The organism is Kibdelosporangium phytohabitans (assembly GCF_001302585.1).
Lineage (GTDB): Bacteria > Actinomycetota > Actinomycetes > Mycobacteriales > Pseudonocardiaceae > Kibdelosporangium > Kibdelosporangium phytohabitans.
On the sequence record NZ_CP012752.1, the window covers coordinates 7,812,486 to 7,833,833 of the forward strand.

General features: G+C 68.7%; 15 protein-coding genes. 7 read left to right on the top strand and 8 right to left on the bottom strand.

What is annotated here, in order from left to right; genetic code table 11:
- The first annotated feature begins 5 nt into the window (after positions 1–5).
- Both AOZ06_RS35300 and AOZ06_RS35305 read left to right on the top strand, forming a co-directional pair.
- Complete coding sequence (locus AOZ06_RS35300; protein WP_236951846.1) at positions 6–443, top strand: RrF2 family transcriptional regulator; 438 nt, start codon at positions 6–8, stop codon at positions 441–443.
- A gap of 89 nt (positions 444–532) precedes the next feature.
- A complete protein-coding gene (locus tag AOZ06_RS35305) occupies positions 533–1,924 on the top strand; it encodes an MFS transporter (RefSeq protein WP_054293336.1) in 1,392 nt (463 codons plus the stop codon).
- On the opposite strand, the gene AOZ06_RS35310 is transcribed toward AOZ06_RS35305, so the two are convergent.
- Positions 1,921–4,473 carry an Hsp70 family protein gene (locus AOZ06_RS35310; protein ID WP_054293337.1) on the bottom strand — a complete coding sequence of 851 codons (2,553 nt, stop codon included), beginning with the start codon at positions 4,471–4,473 and terminating at the stop codon, positions 1,921–1,923. The two genes, AOZ06_RS35305 and AOZ06_RS35310, sit on opposite strands and share 4 nt — an antisense overlap.
- Positions 4,474–4,652: 179 nt before the next feature.
- Here AOZ06_RS35310 and AOZ06_RS35315 point away from each other — a divergent pair, with 179 nt between their 5' ends.
- The 5 genes from AOZ06_RS35315 to AOZ06_RS35335 all read left to right on the top strand — a co-directional run bounded on the left by AOZ06_RS35315 (position 4,653) and on the right by AOZ06_RS35335 (position 13,137).
- A complete protein-coding gene (locus AOZ06_RS35315; RefSeq protein ID WP_054293338.1) occupies positions 4,653–5,633 on the top strand; it encodes an AAA family ATPase in 981 nt (326 codons plus the stop codon).
- A 1-nt stretch (position 5,634) separates the two neighbouring features.
- Complete coding sequence (locus tag AOZ06_RS35320; RefSeq protein ID WP_054293339.1) at positions 5,635–6,777, top strand: DUF58 domain-containing protein; 1,143 nt, start codon at positions 5,635–5,637, stop codon at positions 6,775–6,777.
- On the top strand, positions 6,774–9,164 hold the full coding sequence (locus tag AOZ06_RS35325) for a transglutaminase TgpA family protein (protein WP_054293340.1): 2,391 nt from the start codon (positions 6,774–6,776) through the stop codon (positions 9,162–9,164). Before AOZ06_RS35320 ends, AOZ06_RS35325 begins: the two co-directional genes overlap by 4 nt.
- 115 nt (positions 9,165–9,279) lie before the next feature.
- Positions 9,280–11,625: a PKD domain-containing protein gene (locus AOZ06_RS35330; protein ID WP_083472132.1), complete on the top strand. Its 2,346-nt coding sequence runs from the start codon at positions 9,280–9,282 to the stop codon at positions 11,623–11,625.
- Positions 11,626–11,631: 6 nt separating this feature from the next.
- Complete coding sequence (locus AOZ06_RS35335) at positions 11,632–13,137, top strand: COG1470 family protein (RefSeq protein WP_054293342.1); 1,506 nt, start codon at positions 11,632–11,634, stop codon at positions 13,135–13,137.
- A gap of 483 nt (positions 13,138–13,620) precedes the next feature.
- Here the strand turns inward: AOZ06_RS35335 and AOZ06_RS62305 are convergent, their stop codons facing one another.
- The 7 genes from AOZ06_RS62305 to AOZ06_RS35365 are packed head-to-tail and all read right to left on the bottom strand — an operon-like array spanning position 13,621 to position 21,314.
- Positions 13,621–14,127 (bottom strand): zinc ribbon domain-containing protein, encoded by a 507-nt coding sequence (locus tag AOZ06_RS62305; protein WP_225952983.1) that lies wholly within the window; start codon positions 14,125–14,127, stop codon positions 13,621–13,623.
- Positions 14,124–14,669, bottom strand: coding sequence for a hypothetical protein (locus AOZ06_RS35340; protein WP_054293343.1), 546 nt, complete (start codon positions 14,667–14,669; stop codon positions 14,124–14,126). Before AOZ06_RS35340 ends, AOZ06_RS62305 begins: the two co-directional genes overlap by 4 nt.
- Positions 14,666–16,630, bottom strand: a complete 1,965-nt coding sequence (locus tag AOZ06_RS35345) for a putative baseplate assembly protein (protein WP_054293344.1) — start codon at positions 16,628–16,630, stop codon at positions 14,666–14,668. Before AOZ06_RS35345 ends, AOZ06_RS35340 begins: the two co-directional genes overlap by 4 nt.
- Positions 16,627–17,043 (bottom strand): GPW/gp25 family protein, encoded by a 417-nt coding sequence (locus AOZ06_RS35350; protein WP_054293345.1) that lies wholly within the window; start codon positions 17,041–17,043, stop codon positions 16,627–16,629. Before AOZ06_RS35350 ends, AOZ06_RS35345 begins: the two co-directional genes overlap by 4 nt.
- A 19-nt stretch (positions 17,044–17,062) precedes the next feature.
- The gene (locus AOZ06_RS35355; protein WP_054293346.1) at positions 17,063–18,718 is read right to left on the bottom strand and encodes a VgrG-related protein; all 1,656 of its coding nucleotides are present in this window, start codon (positions 18,716–18,718) and stop codon (positions 17,063–17,065) included.
- Entirely contained in the window at positions 18,711–19,388 is a 678-nt protein-coding gene (locus AOZ06_RS35360; RefSeq protein WP_054293347.1) for a CIS tube protein, read from the bottom strand. The genes AOZ06_RS35355 and AOZ06_RS35360 overlap by 8 nt, the downstream gene beginning before the upstream one ends.
- Complete coding sequence (locus AOZ06_RS35365; protein WP_054293348.1) at positions 19,389–21,314, bottom strand: eCIS core domain-containing protein; 1,926 nt, start codon at positions 21,312–21,314, stop codon at positions 19,389–19,391.
- Between the last annotated feature and the right edge of the window lie 34 nt (positions 21,315–21,348).

Consider the following 21,348-nt stretch of genomic DNA (forward strand, 5'->3'; position numbering starts at 1 on the left):
GCACGGTGAGTCTCAGCAGCAGGAGCGCGGTGGCGATCCACGCGCTCACGATGCTGGCGCGCTGGGACCGCTCGCTGACGTCCGCCGAGATCGCGGACAGCCTGGCGAGCAACCCGGTGCTCGTCCGACGCATCCTGGGCAGCCTGCGGGACGCCGACCTGGTGTTGTCCACCGAGGGACGCGGCGGCGGCTGGCTGCTCGCCCGTCCAGCACGGGAGATCACGCTGTACGACGCGTACACAGCGGTGGAAGCGGGGCCGATCCTGTCGCGGCACGCGCATCCACCCAGCGACGCCTGCGAGGTCGGACGGCACATGCAGAACCTGCTCGAGATGGAGTTCCAGGACGCGGAACAGGCCATGCGGGAACGTCTCGGCCGAACGACCATCGATCACCTGGTCCAGCAAGTGCTGGCCAGCGAGCGCGCCCACCAGCGCCACTGACCGACACCACGGCGGAGGTGAACCCTCCGCTTTTTCACACCCAAACTGCAACCATTTTGGTTGCAGTAAGACTTGTGTGGAGGAACCCCATGACCACAACGGAACGAACCGGCTCAGGGCCGGCCCTGCTGGCGGTGCTCATGCCGGCGGTGCTCGTCACGGTCGTCGCCAGCGACATGGTCAACCTCATGCTCCCGTCGATCGGCGCCCAGTTCGGGGCCTCCGAAGCGGAACTCGCGTGGGTCGTCACCGGCTTCCTGCTGACGTTCGCGGTCGGCATCCCGTTCTACGGCCGAGTCTCCGACCGCGTGAGCCTGCGACGGCTCTTCGGTTTCGCACTGGTGACCTACGCGGCCGGGAGCCTGGTCTGCGCGCTCGCCCCGGATCTGCTCGTCCTCGTGCTCGGCCGGATCGTGATGGGTGTCGGCGCCGCCGCGCTGCCGGTCCTCTCGATCATCGCCGTCACCAGGTTGCTGCCGCCGGGCAAACGAGGCATGGGAATCGGCGTCGTCTCGGCGGCCACGGGCATCGGCACCGCCGCCGGACCGGCACTGGGCGGCGGGATCGGCCAGGCCTTCGGGTGGCCCGCGCTGTTCTGGCTCATGTTCGTGGTCGCGTTGGTCCTGCTTCCCGCCGCGTGGCGCGTGCTGCCGGGCGAGCCGTCCACGGGCACCGCCCGGTTCGACCTCGCCGGAGGTCTCCTGCTGGGCCTCGGCGCCGGGCTTTTCCTGTTCGGCATCACCCAGGCCCAGGTCGCTGGTTTCGCCGCGCCTTCGTCGTGGGTCAGCCTCGTGGTGGCGGTCGCGGTGATCGGGCTCTCCGGGTGGCGTACGGTTCGCGTCGCGCGACCGTTTGTCCCACCCGCGTTGTTCACCAACCGGGTCTACCGGATCGCCGTTCTCGTCGCGTCCATGGCCATGACCGTCAACCTCGGCGTCCTGGTATTCGTCCCACTGCTGGTGGTCGACGTCAACGGGCTCACCCCAGGGGCCGGGGCGCTGGTCATGGTCCCGGCGGGGGTCGCCGTCACGCTCCTGTCACCGTTGATCGGTCGCCTCGCCGACCGCGTCGGCACCCGGCCGCTGGTACTGATCGGCCTCGCGCTCATGGGCGTGTTCACCCTGTTCCTGTCGACCTTCACGGCAGGCGCGTCGGTCATCCCCGCCGGGGCCGGGGTTCTCGGGCTCAGCACCGGTTTCATCCTCGTGATCACCCCGATCATCAGCGCGGCGGCGAGTGCGCTGCCTGCCGACCAGGTCGGCGTCGGGCTCGGAATCCTCCAAGGGGCCCAATTCCTCGGCGCAGGCGCCGGTCCAGCACTGTCCGGTGCGCTGGTGACCGCACGCCGGGGAGGCGACGCCGTCAACCCGTTGTTCCCGGGTCACGCGGGCGCTGCGCACTCCGACGCTTTCCTCGCCATGGCCGTGGTCATCGTCCTCACGCTGATCGTCGCGTTCCGGATGCGTGCCACGCCGGCCTAGGAGCCGGTGCGTTGCCCGAAGCTGGCGACCCACATGGCGGCGTCAGTGGTGTTCCTGTCACCTGCCTGGCCCAAACCGACTATCACGACCTGCTTGTCCTGCACCGGGTACATGCCGTTGAGGAAGATCGCGCGGGGTGAATTCTGTGCGCTGCCGACGTTCCAGCGCTCCCAGCGCTGGTCCTTCGTCTGCGTCCAGCAGCTCAAGGGCGGCGGCTGGCCTGACCCGATCGACCCGCACACCATCAGCGTTCCGTCCGACAGGCGGGCGATCCCCTTCAGGTTCGGCGCTCCTTCGGGGATGTACGGGGACTGCTCCCACTTGAGGCCGTCCTTGGAGGTCCAGATCGCCGGGCCGCGTTTGGCTCCCTGCAACACGGATCCGACCGCGACGAACTGCCCGTCGTCGGATGTGGTGAGCTTTTCGACGTTCTGCGGTCCTGTGCCGGACAGACCTGTTGTCGGAACGAGGTTCCACGTGTTCCCGTCGCCGGAGGCGTAGACGGCCGCGTCGCCGTCCTTGCTGTCGTTGCGGTCGTCACGGCCGATGGCGATCAGCTTGTTGTCCGGCCCCACGGCCACCGCGTTGAACTCCTTCAAGCCGGATGTCGCGTTCAGGTCCCCCTGTACCGGGAGCAACGCCCACTTCGCGCCGTCCGGTGACGTCCAGACAGCCGGCCGCTTCTTCTGGCCCGTTCCCGTCCAGCCCACCGCCACCAACGTCGAGCCGACCGGGGTCACGTCCAGGATCAGGCCCTGGCCGTCCTTGCCCACCTCGGCTTCGACGAAGTCCTCTTTGCCGCCTTTGCTCAGCCAGGCGCGTGGTTCGCGGCTCTGCGAGAAGCCGACCGCGGCCACGTCGCCGTTCTCCGTGCCGGTGACCGCCGTCATCTCGTCGGTGCCCTCCGGCGGGATCACCAGGGGCTGGCCCGTCAGCGTGATCTTCCCGACCGCAGGCGGGCCCGCGATGGGCTGCGCGCTCTCGTCGGTCCCCCGCTTCGCGTCACCACCGGAGGGTTTGTTGATCACGAAGAAGATCAGCCCGGCGACCACAGCCACGATCACCAGCACGATCAGCAACGCGATCAGCCTGCCCCGGCCTTTCCCGCCTTTGTCCTTCGTGCGCACCTCGGCGAACTGGTCGCCGGGACGGGGTGGCGGCCGCATGGCGACCGGTTCGAGGGGCTGCATCGACTTCAGCACTGTCCGGATGTCCGTCACCCCGGTCAGGCCGGACCTGGCCAGGTCGACCTTCTCGCTGACCGCGGGCGCCTGCGGGCCGTTGGGCAGCGGCGGCGGGATCGAACCCATACTCCGCTGACCGGGGCCGTGCGGTGCGGGGATCGCCGATTGGGAGCGCTGGCCCGGTTGGTACGCGGGCGGATGCGCCATCGGCCGTGAAGCAGCCTGGTTGTACAGCGGGTTTCCCTGCGGCGGCGCCATGGGACGGCCGGGCGGGGCGAAACCACCGGACGATCTGATTCCCACGGCTCGCGGTGCCGCCGCGATCGCCGCGCCGAGGCTGACCGTGTACTTCGGGTGCGCGTCGACCGCCACCCTGATGCCCAGCTCCGCCGACAACAGTCGACGCACCAACGGGATCCGGCTCGACCCGCCGACGAGCAGAACGCCGTGCAGCTTGGCCGGGTCCACCCCGGCCCGGCGGACGACCTGGCCGAACACGCCGACCGTGCCGAGCACCCGCTGTTTGATCAAATCCTCGAACTCGGCACGGGTGATCAGCACCTGGCGGCTCACACCGGGCAGCACCACCGGAACCACGACCTCAACGTCCGCCGACAGCGCCTCTTTGGCCTCGACGACCGTGCTGAAAAGCTGCGCCATCGCGCTGGACACGACCGGGTCGGTGAAGTCCAGCTGCGCGACGTCCACCCCCGCCTGGGCGCCGACGTGCCTGAACAGGGCGTGGTCGAAGTCGATGCCGCCGATCGAGTCGTCGCCGCCCGCTTCGCCGTAGATCTCCACGCCGGTCGACGTCTTGCGGACCACGCTGGCGTCGAACGTTCCGCCGCCGAAGTCGTAGATCCCGATCAGCGAACCCGCTTCGATGCGTTCCTGCGCCGCGTACCACGTCGCCGCCGCCACCGGCTCCGGCAGCAGGCCCACCTCGCGCAGTCCTGCCTGGGTGGCGGCTTGGACGAGCAGGTTCTTGCGGTATTCACCCCATGACGCCGGATGGGTCAGCACAACGTGGTTCGGCGGGCCGCCCTGCAGTTCGGCCACGCGGCCCAGCGACCAGCGCATCACCTCGCCGGTCAGCTGGTGCGGGGTGAATCCCCTGCCACCCACCAGAATCGGCACGTCGTCACCCATCCGCCGCTTGAACTCGCGGGCCATCCTGTCCGGATCGGTGATGCCACGCCGTGACGCGGCTTCGCCGACCACGAAGGTGCCATCGTCGCGCAGGAACAACACCGACGGCACAGCGTTGGCGCGGTTTCCCAGCGGCACGGTCTGCACCCGGCCTTCACGCCACAACGCCGCGGCGGTGTACGTAGTCCCGATATCGACGCCCAGCGGATAGGTCACCCGCCAAACAGTAGAGGTCACAGTGTGACGTTTGGTGCCATTCGCCCGCCCGATCACTTCTCGCCACGGCCATGCGCCCATATCGCTGCACTTTCGGGCAGGCAGCGGGAGTCCAACCGGAATAGTGTTTTCGCCGAACCGGCAGCACAAGTCTGCTTCGATCACGTCTGGGGGCGGCGATGACCTACGGCACTCAGCTCGCCGAGCGCGTCGGCTGGGTCCAGCGCCGCTGCAACGACCTGGTCCGCAACGTCGAGCACTTCATCCACGGCAAGACCAACGTCATCTGGAACGCCGTTGTCGGACTGCTCGCCGAAGGGCACTTGTTGATCGAGGACGTGCCGGGCGTGGCGAAGACCTCGCTGGCCAAGGCGATCGCGCACTCGATCGGCGGCTCGATGCGCCGGATCCAGTTCACGCCCGACCTGTTGCCGTCCGATGTGGTCGGTGTGCAGATCTACGACACGAGCAAGGGCCAGTTCCAGTTCAAGGAGGGGCCGGTCTTCGCCAACATCCTGCTCGGCGACGAGATCAACCGCGCGTCGCCGAAGACCCAGTCGGCGCTGCTGGAGGCGATGGCCGAGCGGCAGGTCACTGTGGACGGTGTGACGTACCCGCTGCCGCGGCCCAACTTCGTGATCGCCACCCAGAACCCGGTCGACCAGCAGGGCACGTACTCGCTGCCGGAAGCCCAGCTTGACCGGTTCATGATGCTGCTGCGGATCGGCTACCCGACGCCGGAGCACGAGGTCCGCATCGTCGGCGACGCGATCGCCCGCAGGCTGCCCGAACAGCTGCAACCGGTCTGCACGATCGACGACCTGCAGCAGATGATCGAGGTGGTGCGCGGGATCTACGTCGCACCGGCGCTGCAGGCGTTCATCGTCACCATCACCAACGCGACCAGGACCATCCCCCAACTCAAGCTCGGCGCCAGCCCTCGTGCCAGCAACGCGCTGGCCACGGCGGCTCAGGCGCGGGCAGCGGTGGACGGCCGCGCGTTCGTCACCGCGGACGACGTCAAGCAGATGGCCAAGCCCGTTCTGGCGCACCGGCTGGTGCTCACGCCCGAGGCCGCGGTGCAGGAGTTCAAGCCGGAGGGGATCATCGACCGCATCCTCACCGCGGTGCCGGTGCCGCAAGCCCCTGTCGGGGCGTGACATGCCTACCCGTTCCGGTGTGGCGACCGCCGTCTCGGCGGCCGTCCTGCTCGCGCTCGGCTGGCTCGCCGACTACCCGGAACTGATCGCGCTCGGTTTCGCCGCACTGGCCGCGCTGGCCGTCGCCGGTGCGTGGATGGTCCTGCGCCCCGACCTTTCCGCTGTGCGGGAGGTGCGTCCGCAGCGAGTCTCCGAGGGTGAGAAGGCGATGGGCGTGATCACGCTGACCAACGAGTCCAAACGCCGCAGCCCGCCGATCCTCGCCACCGAGCAGCTGGCCAACCGCGAGGTCCAGGTGCCGATCCCGAGCCTCGCCGCGGGCAGCGAGCACACCACGACGTACTACCTGCCGACGAACCGCCGCGGGATCCACCAGGTGGGCCCGATGTCGATCGGGCACACGGACCCGCTGCGGCTCATGCGTGTCGGCACGGTGTTCTCGGCGTTCTCCACGTTGTACGTGCATCCGCGGCTGGTGACCGTCGAACCGGTGCCGACCGGGCAGACCAGGGACATGGACGGGCCGACCTCCAGCTACGCGCCGCAGGGCGGTGTCGCGTTCCACAGCCTGCGGGAATACGTGCCCGGCGACGACTGGCGGCTCATCCACTGGAAGTCGACCGCACGCACCGGGCAGATGATGGTGCGGCACAACGTCGTTCCCAATCAGCCACGGCTGATGGTCGTACTGGACACCAATTCGCTCGGTTACTCCGAGCAGACGTTCGAGTCGGCGGTCAGCGCGGCGGCGTCGCTGGCGATCGCCGCGATCCGGGGCGGTTTCCCGTTGGAGCTGCGTACCACGAGCGGTGGTGTCGCGGCCAGTGACCGGGCGTACGACGGAGCCGTGCCCGCGTTGGATCTTCTGGCTGCCGCCAAGGCAACCCGTGATGACCCTGGGCTGACAGCGTTGCCCGGCATGGTGTCGACGGACGACAGCGTCGCGCTCGGCGTCGTGACAGGCACACCCGATCCGCGGGTGCTGTCGGTGTTGCCGACGGTTCGCAGGCATTTCCTCATGCTCAGCCTGATCCAGTTCTCCGGCAGGCACAACACCCCGACACCGTTGAACGGGGTCGTGTCGCTGACCGCCCGGACGGTCGAGGAGTTCGCCGACGCCTGGAACAAGCTGGTGCGAAAGTGACCACGATCCGGCCGCAGTCGCCGCCCGCGGGCCCCAGCAGCGCGGGCGGCAACGTCACGCACACGATCAGCGTGACCCAGTCGGCGCTGCTCAACCCGGATCCCCCGGCAGGCAGGAAGATCAAACGGGCACGCCAGCACATCCCGCAGAGCCAGCCACGGCTGAGGATGGGGTTCCCCGCGTACACGCAACTGGTGCTGGCCGGTGTCGCGATCGGTGTGTCCAGTCTGTTGTACTTGAAGTACTACAGTGATCTCGGCTACCTGATCTCCACGCTCACGGCAGCCGCGGCGGGTGTGCTGATCGGCGCGGTCGCCGCGATCCGGCGTTGGCCGGCGCTGGTCACCGTCGGCGCGGGCGTGTTCGGGTTCCCCGTCGTCGCGATCTTCGCGGTGTCCCGTGACACGCTCGACCTGGGCATTCCCACGTGGACGACGCTGAAGTCGGTGGCGACCGGCCTGGTTTCGGGCTGGGCGAGGATGTTGTCGGTGAACCTGCCCGCCGACCCGAGCGGTGAACTGGAGTTCACGCCCGCGCTGATCTGCTTCGCCGCCGGGATCGTCGCGGCGAGCCTGGTGCTGCGGACCAAGTCCCTCCTCGCGCCGGTCCTGCCGCCTGTCGTGGCGTTCGGTCTCGCCCTGCCGATCACGGCGCCGCGGCCGGTCGGTGGCGTGGCGCCGGTCGGCGTCCTGCTCACGCTGGTGCTGGTGCTGGCTTTGATCCGCGCGGGCACGTCTGATCCGTTGGCGCGCACCATCAACGCGAAAGCCCTGTGGGGGCGCTTCCTCTTGGGCCTGCCTGTCGTCGCTGTCGCGGTCGTCGCGGGCATCGCCGGAATGCGGTTCGTGCCGCTCGCGGACGGCGCAAGCCGGTTCGACCTGCGCGAGGTGGTCGAACCGCCGCTGAACATCGACGACCTGATCAACCCGTTGGCCACGTTGAAGTCCCAGTTGCGCAAGCCGGACGCGGACATGTTCACGGTCAGGCTGACCGGCGACACCGCCGGGGTCGACCGGATCAGGACCGTCGCACTGGACAAGTTCGACGGCGCGATGTGGAGTGCGCAGGACCAGTTCCTGCTCGCGGGCAGGACACTCCCGCAGGACGAGTCGCTGCTCAACCCGCGCAGGGTGACCATGGACATCCAGGTCACCGGCATGCCGGGGCAGTATCTGCCTGAAATCGGCGCGCCGGTGTCGATCTCGGGCGCGCCGAGGGTCGGCTACAGCAAGGCGTCGGGCACGCTCGCGACCGACCAGCAACCAGGTGGCTGGAACTACCGGCTGGTCACCGAGATCGGCAGGCAGACCGGGCTGGACAAGAGCGTGCCGTACGTCTCGGACTCCACCCGGTACACCGAGCTGCCGCGCGTCGATCCCCGGCTGCCGGACATCATCCTGGCCAAGGCCAACGACCTGGCGGCGGGCGCGTCCGAGCCGTACGCCAAGCTGATGGCGATCCAGAAGTACATGCAGTCCTTCCCGTACAGCCTGGACACCCGCCCCGGACACTCCTACGACGCGTTGAGCAGGCTGTTCGGCCCGAACATCAACGAACAGGTGGGGTACGCCGAGCAGTTCGCGTCGGCGTTCGCGGTGCTGGCCCGGACGCAGGGTTTCCCGGCCAGGGTCGCGTTCGGCTACCTGCTCGACAAGCAGCGCCAGAAGGGCGACACCTACCAGGTCAAGTCGGGTGACGCGCACGCGTGGGCCGAGGTGAACCTGGCCGGGTACGGCTGGGTGGCGTTCGAGCCGACCGACCCGAAGCGGCACCCGGCGAACGCGCCGAAACCCAAGGAAACCGAGACCCCGGCGGACGAGAACCGGCCGGAGGAGAACTCGACGGCGTCGCAGACGGCCGAGGACCCGAACCTGCCGAGGCTCGGCGAAGGCGTGTTGACCGTGCTGGACTGGGCCTTGTTCGTCGTCATCGGACTCGGCTGTCTCGTCGTGCTGACGCCGATCGCCGTGGCATCCGAGAAGTTCCGCAGACGGCGGCGACGCCGTTCCGGCAGCCGGGCGGCCCGGATCATCGGCGCGTGGCAGCAGGCCACGGACAAGCTGATCGAACACGGTGTTCCGATAACAGCAGCATCGACTCCTCGGGAGATCACCGACCAGGCACGGGAACGGATCGGCGACGAGGGCACGGGAGCGTTGGCCGTGCTCGCGCCGATCGTGACATCCGCCGTGTTCGAGCCCGCCGAACCGGAGGACACAGCGGCCGAGACGGCGTGGCAGTTGGAAAGCCAGCTGCGCGACGAGTTGCGGCGGGCCAGCAGTCCACTGTTGACCATTCGCGCATGGCTCGACCCGCGCCCGTTGTACGCCCGATGGCGTGACGAACGACGGCGCCGGCGCGCGCTGGAAAGGCTGACCAGGGGATGACTGCCGTGACGGTCGACGGGACCACGACGATATCCGTTGGTGAGAGCAACGCGGGTCGTTGCCTGGGCGTCTTCACATCACGCCCACCCGCAGCCAGATACCGGAAGGTGGGGATATGACACCGTTATCCCTGCGAAAAGCGTGGATTCGCAACACGACAGCCGCCGTGTCCACCGTGATCGCCGTCGGCGGGATGGCTGTGGCCGGTGTGGACAGTGGCAACGAGGTCCAGGACGTCAAGCTGTTGTCCGGTGCGGCGTGGCTGGCGTCCGGCCGGGTCGGCCAGCTGAGCCTGCTCGACGGGCCGTCGACCGAGGTCTCCGCGCAGGTCCAGGTCTCCGCGCCGGGCTCGGTGCTCGACGTGGTGCAGGCCGGGCCGAACGCGTACGCGGTCGATCAGACGGCGGGGACCATTCGGCGGATCGACGGGGCAACGTTCGAGGTCAGCGCACCCGAGTCCCCGATCGCCGGTGCCCGCGGCGGGCTCACCGCGTTCGCGGGTTCGGGCAAGCTGTACATCGTGGACACTCAACGTGGGCTGTTCACCAACGCCGACCCACGAACCGGGCGCGCGCTCAGCGACGCCAAGAGCCTGGCCGCCCAGATCGCGCCGGGCACGACCGGGATCGACGACGGCGGCAGGCTCTGGATCTCCGACAACGCCACCGGTGACGTGCGGATGATCTCCGACGACAGCGAAGCCGAGCAGATCAAGGGCGTCAGCCGACCGGGACGCAGCCTGCTGACCATCACCAAGGGCAGGCCCGTGGTGGTGGACGTCGCGGCGCGCAAGGCGACCGTGCTCGACCCGCTCATCCGCGCCACCAGCACCACGATCGACCTCGACCTGCGCAACGGTGAAGAGGTCCAGGTCAGCGGTTCACCGTACGGCGAACGGTTCTACGTCGTCGCACCGCGTGGCGTGCTCACGATCTGCGAACTGGACGAGGAAAGCTGCTCGAACGCCGTCCCGCTGGCCGGTGGCAAGCTCGGTGCGGCCGTCGAGGCGGGCAACCGGTTGTTCGTGCCGGACTTCACCACCGGCCAGGTCTGGATCGTCGACTTGGACAAGCGGAGCGTGCTCGCCCGGCCGCAGGTGCTCAAGACCGCACGGCAGTTCCAGCTGGTGTCCAGGGACGGCGTGGTCTTCTTCAACGACGCGGAGTCCGACCAGGCCGGTGTGATCACACTGGACGGAACCGTGCTGAACGTGGCGAAGTACGACGCCAAGGACCCGAACAAAGGCTTGACCGCGCCCATCAAGGGCGTGCCGACCCAACCGAACCAGCAACAACAGAACCAGCCGAACCAGCAACAGGATCCGACGCAGGTACCTGTTCCCCCGCAGCAACCACAACAACCACAGCAACCGCAGACACCGCCACCGGCGAACCCGCTTCCGCCACAACCGCCTCCGCCGCCGTACGAACCTCCGCCGGCACCGCCTCCCCCACCACCGCCGGCGCCACCTGAGCCGCCGCCGACCCAGGATCCGCCGCCGACGCCGGAGAAGCCGGTCATCAAGATCACGCCGTCGAAGGCGAGCCCGGTCGTCAACGAAAGCATCACGCTGAAGGTCGACGACAGCAACGGCACCGCGCCCACCCACGCGACCTGGACGTTCGGTGATTCCCAGAAGGGCACCGGCGCGATGGTCAGCCACAAGTGGGCCGCGCTCGGCACGTACCAGGTCAGCGTGGAGGTGACCATGCCGGACGGGCAGACAGCGACCACGTCACGCCCGATCGAGGTCACCAAACCACCGGACACCACCGTGCCGACGGTCATCGGGCAGACGGAGAACGCCGCGACCACCGCGCTCACCAAGGCGAGCCTCCGCACAACGGTGAAGCGGGTCGCCAGCCACACCGTCGCCGCCGGTCTGGTCCTCGCACAGGACCCGGCGGGCGGAAAGGTCGTCGCACCGCAGACGATGGTGGCGCTGCAGGTGTCGTCGGGCAAACCGGCCGCGATCGACCTGCTTGCCCGAGCTGGGAGCGCGGCATGGCGAACCGGCGCTGGAACACTGTCGTACAACGGGGGCGACGGCGACGTGAAAGGCTTCGTGAAGCCACGCAGCGGCTTCTACCTCGAAGACCGCTCGACGCCAGCCTTCCTGGAAACGCACCCGCAATGGGTCGACAACGGTTACATCGAAGGCACGTACACCCTGCCCCGCCCGGTGGTCGCCGGTGACCGGTTCAAGGTGACAGTCGGTTTCATGGCCGTGCAGAGCCCGCCGTCGGCGGGTGGCGGCACGTTCGTCGTCAGCGTGATCAGGGGTGGTGCCGCGACGACGATCGCGTCTGTTGCCGACTCGGCGTCCGACGGGGTGCTGCGGCAGATCAACGTCGACCTGACCCCGCACGCGGGCGCCACCCAGGTCAGGTTCCGTTTCAACGCAGGTCCTTCCGCAGGCCAGGACTGGGCTTCCTGGGTCGGACCACGAATCGAGGGATGATCATCCATGGCCATCGCGATGAAGGTGACCGTCAGCCCGGAGCGGATCTCGCTGGGGCCGGGCGAGTCCGCGGACGTCGAGGTGACGGTCCAGAACGCCAGCCAGGTCGTCGAGCACTTCGCGGCACAGGTGGTCGGCCTGCCGAGCGCGGACCTGGTCCGCTGCGAACCGGACGTGGTGAAGCTGCGCCCGAAGGAAGTCGGCACCCTGCGGATGCAGGTCTCGGTGCCGGAACGCGGCGGGATGGTCGCCGGGCCGTACACGCTGGGTCTGGTGGTGAAGTCCCCGTACAGCAAGGAAGTATCCCGCTGCGAGGAGCTTCCGCTGGACGTGCGCCCGGCGCCCGCGCTGACCATGAACGTGCAGCCCGAGGTGGCCAACGGCGGCAAAGTGGGCAACTACGTGGTCAACCTGGCCAACGAGGGCAACATGCCGATGGCCGTGACCCTGTCGGGCAGCGACCCGGAGAACAGGGTCGGCTTCAAGTTCGCGCCGAGGGAGATCCGTCTCGAACCCGGCATGGTCGCCGGGTCGCAGGTGACGGTGAACTCCGACCAGCCACTGACAGGGCAGGAGAAGCGGCGGGCGGCGACGCTGCGGGCGAACGCGGGCGAGACCGTGGTGGAGAAACCGGTTTCGTTCGTGCAGCGGCCCAAGATCCGTGGCGGCTGGATGAAGTTCGGGGCGTTGGCCGCCGGGCTGGCGGTTCTTGGCGGTGCCACGGTCGGTGGTGCGCTGCTGTTGCGTGACATCAGGAAACCGGAAGTCTCAGCGAACACGTCGCAAGCAGCGCAACCGCTGCCCCAACCTCAGCCGAACCCGCAACAGAACCCGCAGCAGCCACCACCTCAGCAGTCGGGACCGGCGAACCCGGCTTCGGCCCCGCCCCAGCCACCGCCGAACCCACAGGCACCTACACCGGCGCCGCCTGGCCCTTCCGGTGCGCCCGCTCCGGTGCCGGTGACCACGACCATCGACTTCGAACAGAACCCCGCCACCGGCCAGCCGGCCGACGAGAACGACCCGATCGAATCGGACCACTACGCCGCCAAAGGCCTGACGCTGGCGGCGCTGCCGGACCGAGGCCCGATCGAGTGCAAGAACGCGAAGCAACTGTGGATAAAGATCAACCGGCCGAACCCGAACTCGACAGTGCCGGTGGCGGGTGCGGGGCTGTACCTGACCACGGGCATCCCCACCGAGGCACGGGACTGCAACGTGGTTCCGGTCAGGATGACCTTCGCCAAACCGGCCACCGCGGTGAACGTCTACTTCACCGGCCTTCAGGGGACGAAGTACACCGCCACCATGGTCTTCGCCGACGGGACTCAGCTGCCAGTCGAGGGTACGGCCACGAAGATCGGGGAACGGGTTCCGATTCCTTTTCAGGTTCCTCAGGGTGGGCAGCCTGTTCGTGAAGTGATCTTCGGTCTCAGTCCCGGTGTCGCTCCGGATCGGGGTGGGCGGACCAACGTTCTGCTCAAGGGCGTTGGTTTTACCAGCGTTCCGTAGGTTTTCTTGTGGGTTGGGCGGTGTGGCTCTTGTTGCGCCGCCCGGTCCTTCTTGTCCCGACTCTTGACTTTCGTCTTGCTTCGGTTCGTCTTGCTCCGGTTCGTGACCTCTTGGTGGGCTGGGGCGGCGCCGATTTGACAAAGGGGCCCTGGGGCGCCCTCTTCGAGCGCAAAGGAGGAGCCCTTGTCGCAGGCCAAAGCGCGGCCCTCTCCAAAGTGGCGGGGCTCTCCGCGCCGACGAGCTTACGGGCGCCCCTACCCTTTGTGAAATCGGCGCCGCTGTTGGGTTTCGTTCTTCTGGCGCCACTCTGGAGCCCTCGGTTTCGCCCCGTTGCTCTCAGACTCTCGGCCTCGCCGACGCCACTCCCCGGCCTCCGGTCCCCCTACTGTCACTCTCGGACCTTCGGCCGTGCCGACACCACTCGTGTGCCTCGACCCTTTCTGTTGCTGCTCTTGGGTTTCGGCTTGACTGGTGCGTTGCGGGTCATAGGAAGTACGCCAGGGCCCACACCGTTCCCATGGCCATGATTGGCAGTCCGATCAGCAGTGCTGTCCTCCACCATTGGCTTTTGCGCTTCGGGCCTGCGGCTACCGGTGGTGGTTCTGGCATCCATCGCGGTGGGAAGGCTGCGCCTGGCCAGAGTTCGCAGCCGCAGATCTCGCAGCGCTTGCGGTGTGGGGGATTTATCTGGCGGCACTGTGGGCAGTGCGGTCCCAGTGCGCGGGCTGGGTCTGGGCGCATGACCTGCTGCTGCGGGGGTGGCTGGCGGTACGGTTGCTGTTGGGGCGGCGGTTGGTAGGACCGCTGTGGTGGTGGGTGGGGCATCTGGCCGGTGTAGCTGACCACGCCCTCTTCCGCAGGTTTGTGGGTGACCTTCTGCGGTTGCGGCTCCACGTGGGCCGGTTTGTCCAGCAGAAGGGGGTATCCGCAGTGCGCACAGAGTTTCGCGCCCTGCTGTGGCACCGGCTGGCCACACTCTGGGCAGTTCATCGTTGCTCCTGCTTCTCCGACCTGACGACCAGGTCCACTCGCACACCTATCGGCAGTTCCTCGGCGAGGAACGTCATGACTTGCTTCTTCGTCAGCAGGCCTGTGTGGTCCAGTTCGACTGTCACCACGTGGGATGCTTGGGGCACGTCGTCCCGTGGCCCGAACACGCCACCTGAGTCGATCACGTCGACCCGGCTGTCGGTCAACGCTTCCAGCAGCAGTTCCAGGCCGCGGCTGGTTCCCCGCCACACCAGCGCCTGGCCGACGGCGCGGATCAGTCTTCTCTGCGCGTCGCGGACATTGGTGTCTTCGGCTGTCAGCATCGCGGCATCGACGTCCACGCCGATCCACGAGGCCAGGTAGGCGAGCATTTCCGGGGAGGCGAGGTTGACGTCGAGTTCGTACTCGATGTCGGAGACCTGTTCCCGGACCGAGTCGCCGATCTCCTCGAACGCGCGTACGAACCCGGCTATCACCCGGTCCCCGCGCATCGCGGCGGGCAGCTGGTTGGCCAGCCAGCCCACGTGTCCGTTGCCTGTCATTGGCGGACCACCACCCGGTGGGACACCGACATGAACAGTTCTTCCTTCGCCAGCTGGACGCGCTGCCCTGCTTGCTCCGGCTGCTGCTGGCCTCGCAGGTCCGCGAGGAACATGTGCACGGTCTCGGCACGGGACACTCCCGCGACGCCACGCAGCACCGAGAATATGTCTCCGATGGAAAGGTCCGTGTCGAACGGCCAGCCGTTGCCGTCTGGTCCGCCGGTGATCGGGTTGACGAACGCGTACAGCGCGCGTTCGGCGTCCTCACGGACCTTCTCCGGCCGTACTGTCGGTGCTGCGTGGACCTCGGCGACGACCGTGATCCCTTGGTACGACGGTGTGTCGATGCGGACCTGGGTGGTCAGCAGCCTCCGCCCGTCCAGGTAGCCCTTGATCTGGTTCACCAGGTCCTGCTTCAGTGCCAGGTCCTTGAGCTTCATCGTCTCCGGTGCCACGTCACTGCGTGGCACGACCAGCAACCGCACTGGGTCACCGGCTTTCAGCGGCGGCAGGCAACGGGCGCGGGCCACCCCCGGCGCTGCGGCTCGGGTGAGGCGTTCGAAGTCCTTGCCGGTCACCGCGCGGTGTCCGCCGCGCAGGTACAGGGGGCCGCGGACCTTGGCGTTCTCCACCGACTCCGCGTCGACGCCGCCGGTCGCCGGTTCGAGGTTCCTGACCGAGTCGACCGACTGGATCGCGCTCAGCGGCACGGTCAGCTTTCCCGCGCCCACGTTGCCGCGTCGCCCGCCGCCGTAGCGGTAGCCGGTCACCCAGATCTGCGCGTCTTCCTCCGGCACCGCGCCGTACTGGCGGATCCGCCCGTCCCGGCCGATCACCCTCGGACCGAACCGGATCTCGCCGGTCGCGCCGTTCCACGTGTACACGCGGTCGGCCTCGGTCGCGTCGGTGAAGTCGGCGACCTCGTTCCACGGCACGGGATCCGGGTCCACGCCGGGTTCACGCCGGGCGGGCAGGATCTCGACACGCTCCCGGGCGCCTCGCCGGGGCAGGACGGGCGCGCGGCGCACGACGTGCACCTGACCGGGTTCGCCTGTGCTCGTGCCGAGCAGTTCGCGGGGTGCGGGTTCGGCGTGGTGAGCCGCCACCGCGCCGCCGAGGCCCACCACGTTGACCGAGTCGAGCAGCGGTGGGGTGTCGTACGTCCGGCCTGCCACGGCCGGGTCGACCAGCTTGGCCCGCACCCAGTGCGCGCGGACCGGGCCGATCGCGAGGTTCTCGTGCCGTCCCTTGAGCAGGAGGGTGACCTCGCCGGAGGTGTTGAACCCGTCGCTGGTGTCGGTCAGCACCCTCGCGTTCGACCAGTCCCTGCCGTTCCAGCTCTGCCAGACCCTCGGTGGATCGCGCGGGTCGATACCGCGTCCCGCCGCGCCGCTGACCTCGATGTCGACCCTGATCAGGTTGCCTTCGAGGCTTTCCTCGAAGCCCAGGTACATCGCGTCGTCGACGTGCAGCGACGGGAAGACCGGGATCTGCGTGCCTTCCAGGCCCAGTTCATCGGTCTTGTTCTCGAACCGGCCGTCGGTCCTGGTCAGCAACGCGGTCAGCTTCGGCCGCACGAGCATCAGGTCCGTGTCGGTCATGAACACGATCTGGTCCTCGCCGTGCCCGCGCTCGGTGCCGACCTGGGTGCCACCGGGCACCCTGATCGACTGCTCCGGCGGGGCCGCCAGCGTGAACAGGATGTCGGTACGGGCGGGTGACGCCGACGCGAGCTCGATGCCGACCAGTTCGAGGAACTTCACGTACAACCGGTCGGGCACCTGGTTGAGCCGGTACAGGATCATCTCGGTCATCCAGGCGAACAGCTCGATCAGCGCGACACCGGGGTCCGACACGTTGTGGTCGGTCCACTCCGGACAGTGTCGCGCGATCCGCCGTTTCGCCTCGTCGACGATGTCCTGGAACCGGCGGTCGTCGAGATTTGGCGCGGGGAGACTCATGGCGCCGGTTCCTCCTGGGGGATCACGTAGAACGGGTAGACCAGGTTGCGGTGGTCGTTGGTGGCCTTGACCCGGTAGGCGATGTCGATCGAGATCATCGACCCGTCACCCTCCGGCACGGCGCTGACCGCTTCGAGCTCGACCCGCGGCTCCCACCGCGTCACCGCGTCCCGGACGCTTTGCTCGATCAGGCCGAGGGTGTTGGCGTTGACGGGCGCGAAGACCTGTTCCCACATGGCGCAGCCGAAGTCCGGTCGCATCACGCGTTCGCCGGGCGCCGTGGTCAGGATCATCCGCAGCGCGGCGTCGATCTCCTCGTCGCCGCGCACGAGGCGGACGCTGCCACCCGGCGTGATCTGGCCGGGAAAGGCCCAGCCCGAACCGATCAGGTCACCGTTGCCCGGCTCGCTCATGCTCCCACTCCCCCAACCCTCAGTTCAGCTTGATCGGCTTGCCGGTCGCGCTGATCGCGCCCTTCGCCGTGATGTCGATCCTCGCCGCGTCCAGCTTCAGCGAGTTGGCGGCCTTGATCTCGATGTCCTTGGCGCTGACCACCAGCTTCGTCTCACCGGTCAGTTTGGACTCGTCCTTCTCCAGCACCAGTTCGCACTCCGCGTCACCGAGCTTGACGGTGATCCTGCTCTTCGGGTCGTCGGTCAGCACGATCCGGTGGTCCTTGCGGCTGGCCATGACCCGGTCCTTGACCTTGCCGTCCTGCGTCGATCCCGGCTCCGGTGGCTTGTCCTTGCGACCCCACAGTCCACCGAGGACGATCGGCCGCGACTTGTCGTCGTTCTCGAACCCGACCAGCACCTCGTCGCCGACCTCGGGCAGCCATTGGATGCCGCGGGACGCGCCCGCGCCGATCGTGGCGACCCTGGCCCACTGGCTCTCGTCGTCGGCCAGGGTCGGGAACTTCACCTTGACCCGTGCCTGGCTTTCCTTGTCGTCGTTGTTGGTCACGACACCGACGACCAGGCTGCCCCAGCCCCGGTGTTCCTGCCGGTTCGCGGTGCCACCGCCGCCGATCATGTCGACGAGGCTTTCGGCTTCCTTGGCGCCGCAGGTGAATCGGGTGACGTACGGGCGGTCGGCGCCGTAGATGTGCTCGACGGCGGTCACGCGGTACTTGCCCGCCAGCCGTTTGCCGACCTTGTCCAGTGTCACGTCGTTGCCCGCACCGATCCACGGGTTGCCGACAGCCTCGCCGCGAAGCACGACCCCGCCGCCGGATGCCTTGGCCATCAACGACTGCGCTCGGGCGTCCGCCTCGGACTGGCTGGCGGCCGGGAACTGCCCGGCCCGCCTGGTCACCTGGCCGAACGCTCGCTTGGCCGCCGCGGCCATCTGCGCGGCGGCGGGGGCGTCCGTGCCGGGGTCGGGCGTGTTGGCGCGCCCGGTGATCGTCTTCTTGTCCACCGGGTCCCACGCCGTGACCACGACCTCGTCGCACGCGTCGACCGAGGCGAACCGCACCTTGAAGCTGCGCAGGTTCTCGCCCCACGTCAGCTTCGGCGCCTGGCCGCGGCCGGACGGTTTGCGCTTGAAGTGGAACTTGTTCTCCGTGATCCAGAAGTCGTAGCCGATCGAGCTCGCGATCCGGCGCAGGAACGCGTAGTCGGTCTCGCTGTGCTGCAGCAGGTGCGTCCGGACTTCCGATGTGCCGTCGATGTCTGGGTCGAGGCCGTATTCGCCGGAGACGCGGCGCGCGATGTCGGCGTCGGTCATGTTGGTGAACGCGCGGGACTTGCCGCCGCGTGCCATCCGGTGGGTCAGGTCCAGTCCGGTCACGACCAGCTCGTGCCGTCCGGTCACGCCCGGCTCCACCGACACCCCGGTGACCTCGCCCGATGTCACGACCACCGGCTCGCCCTCGGCGCGGAACGCGATCTCCACCTTGGTACCCGGCCGGAACTTGTCCTCGTCGAACAGCTCGAAGTGCGGGTCGTCGAAGTGCAGCGCGAAGGAGTCCGGCAGCTGCACGGACTCCTCGACCTGCACGAGCATCAGCCTGCCGTAGAGCTCGGTGCGCAGCGGCGAGCCGTCCACGGTCAGGATGACGCCGTCAAGGCGACGCTGCTCAGGCATACCGGCCGTCCCGTCGGCGCGTGCCCTGCTCGGGGATGGCCAGCTGCTTGCCCTTGGGCAGCGCCAACGGGTCCAGGATGCCGTTGGCCTCGGCGATCTGCCGCCAGCGCGTCGAGTCGCCGTAGTGCGCGGCGGCGACCCGGTCGAGCGTCTCGCCGGGCCGCAGCTGGTGCACGGTGTGCAGGGTCGGTGTGGAGGACGTCGGGTTCTGCAGCGGCAGCTGGTCCTCGTCCTTCCACTGCTTGAGCGTGAGGTCCGCCTTGCACCGCAGCGGCTTGCCCGAGCTGGCGAAGTACGTGAACCGGATCTGCACGCGTTCGACGATGCACTTGAACGACTTCGTGTCGCCCCAGTGGAACTCCACCCACGGCGGGCGTGCCTTGTTGCGGCTCGGGTCCGCGCCGGGCACGGCCGGGTTGACCTTCATCAGCTTGAGCAGTTTGTCGGTGTACTTGGTGACGGACTCGCCGTCGCGGGTCGTGTCGAACGTCAGCGACATCGACATGGACGCCGACTGGCCGGACTGGAACCGCAGCTCGGGGGCGTTCTTGCCCTTGGCCTCACCGCCCTGCCAGCTGTTGGACTTGCTGATGGTCAGCTCGGCCGGGTTGAACATGCAGTCGATCTGCTCCTTGCTCTCAGTGAGCAGGTACGCCTTCACAGCCGCCATCTAGAACACCCCCGCGTAGCGCCCGCCACGGCGTTCGAGCTGGCGGAGCAGTCGTTCTTCCAGAGCCTCGGCGATCCGGTCGAGCTCCACACCGGACAGTGCCTGCTGCGCACCCGCACCGAGTGCCTGCCCGGCCGCGTTCACCGCCTGACCTGCCGCGCCGGTGACGGCGTTCTGCGCGTCGCCGACCGCGCCCATGGCCTGGTTGCCGAGATCCTGCGCGGCACCTCCGGCCTGGGTCATCGCGTTGCTGACCCACTGGTTGGCCTGGCCCGCCGTGCCGTTCACACCGTCGGTGGCCATGCCTTGCAGCTGCCCGGCCATGCCCTGCGCGGCCTGGGTCACCTGGCTGACGGCTTGGTTGGCCTCGGTCATCGCGGACTGGGTGGCTTCGCGGACCGCGTTGTCCACAACGGTCTTCGCGATCTGGGACACCGCGCCGACCACGCCGTTCGCGCCGCCGCCGACCGGGAGGCTGTCGACGAGCCCGGCCGAGACCGACCCGGCTTCCTCGCCCATCCGGTTGGCGAAGCCCGACGCGGCGCCGGCGAGACGTTCACCCATCCCGCTCGCGGCGCTGCCGAGTTCGGTCACACCGGCCGCCTGGTTGCCCAGCCCGCCGATCGCGCCGGTCGCTTGGCTGGTCAGACCACCCACCACGCCGGACGGGCTCGGCAGCCCGCCGCCGAACAACCGTTGCACCCGCATCGGCGCAACGGCGTCGAACTGGGATCCGACGGTCCGGGCGTGTCGCTCGTCGGAGTCCATGGATCCCGGGTGGTGGTGCAGCATGAACCGCGGGCGTGTGACGGGTGAGCGGGCGTGCGTGAGTTCGTGTGCCAGGACACCGAGTGCGGCGGGGTCGGCGCCGGGCTGCTGTGCCAAGTGGACGACCCGGCCCGTGGTCGCGCCCAACGCGCCGACCTCGGTGAGGGCTCGGCGGGTCGCGGGACCGGTCGTGTACGAGGCGCCGTCCGGGCTGCCGGTCAGCTGCGCCACGAGCGGCCGGACGCTGGTCGGGAACGGTTTCGGCGACTCCAGCGGAACGGACGCGATCGCCGCGCGCCAACGCTGCTCAGGCGAGGCGGGGCGTTCGGCGACCTCACCGGCTGCTGCCGTGGCCGACGGTGACCGGCGCGGGGCGGATTGTCCTGCCGTGTCCGGGAGGACCGGTGAGAGCGACCGTTGGGTCACAAGTGGTTGGACCGCTGCGAGGCGGACAGGTCCAGACCGGGCCGCGGACGGCTGAGCAGGCACCGGTGATTCGGTGAACGGCTGCGAAGTCATCGGTTGCGCAGCCGGCGACTGGGTCAACGGCTGCGAGGTCAACGGTTGCGCAACCGTTGACTGGTCCGCTGCGACGGCTCGCATGGTGCCGGCCGACGGGCCCACCATCGACATCGGCCCTGGTGAACGGGTCACCTGCCCGAACGCGGCGGCTCGCTGAACGGCCGTGACACCGCCGGGCGCCTGCGGGCGTACCGCGCGCACCAGCGACCGGATCGGCGCGACCACAACGCAAGACGCGGCTCGGTGCAACACCGCCGCCGGTCCGGGCACCGGTTGCGACACCGGAAGCCGCTGGGCCGGGAACTGCTGGCCCGAAAACCGCGGGGCAGGAAGTTGCTGGGCAGGAAGTTGCTGGGGCTCAACAACTTGCTGGTCAGCGGCGACCGCGGCACCGGGTGGCGGGGCCATCGCCAGGTGCGCGGTCGACCCGCCGACCACCGTGCCCCTGGTTTCGGACACCAAACCCCGGCGCAGCACGGAAGCCCTGCTGGTCAACGGACTGCACCGGGCCAGCAGCGGCCGCTCGGCCGGTCGGCCCGGGGTGTAGGTCGGCGCATGGCGCGTCGCCCCGGATGCGGGGAAGCTGCCGGCACGGAACCCCGGCAGCAAACCGCCGACAAGCCGCTGGACCGCCATCCGCCACCACGGCGGGCGGACTGCCAGCGACTTG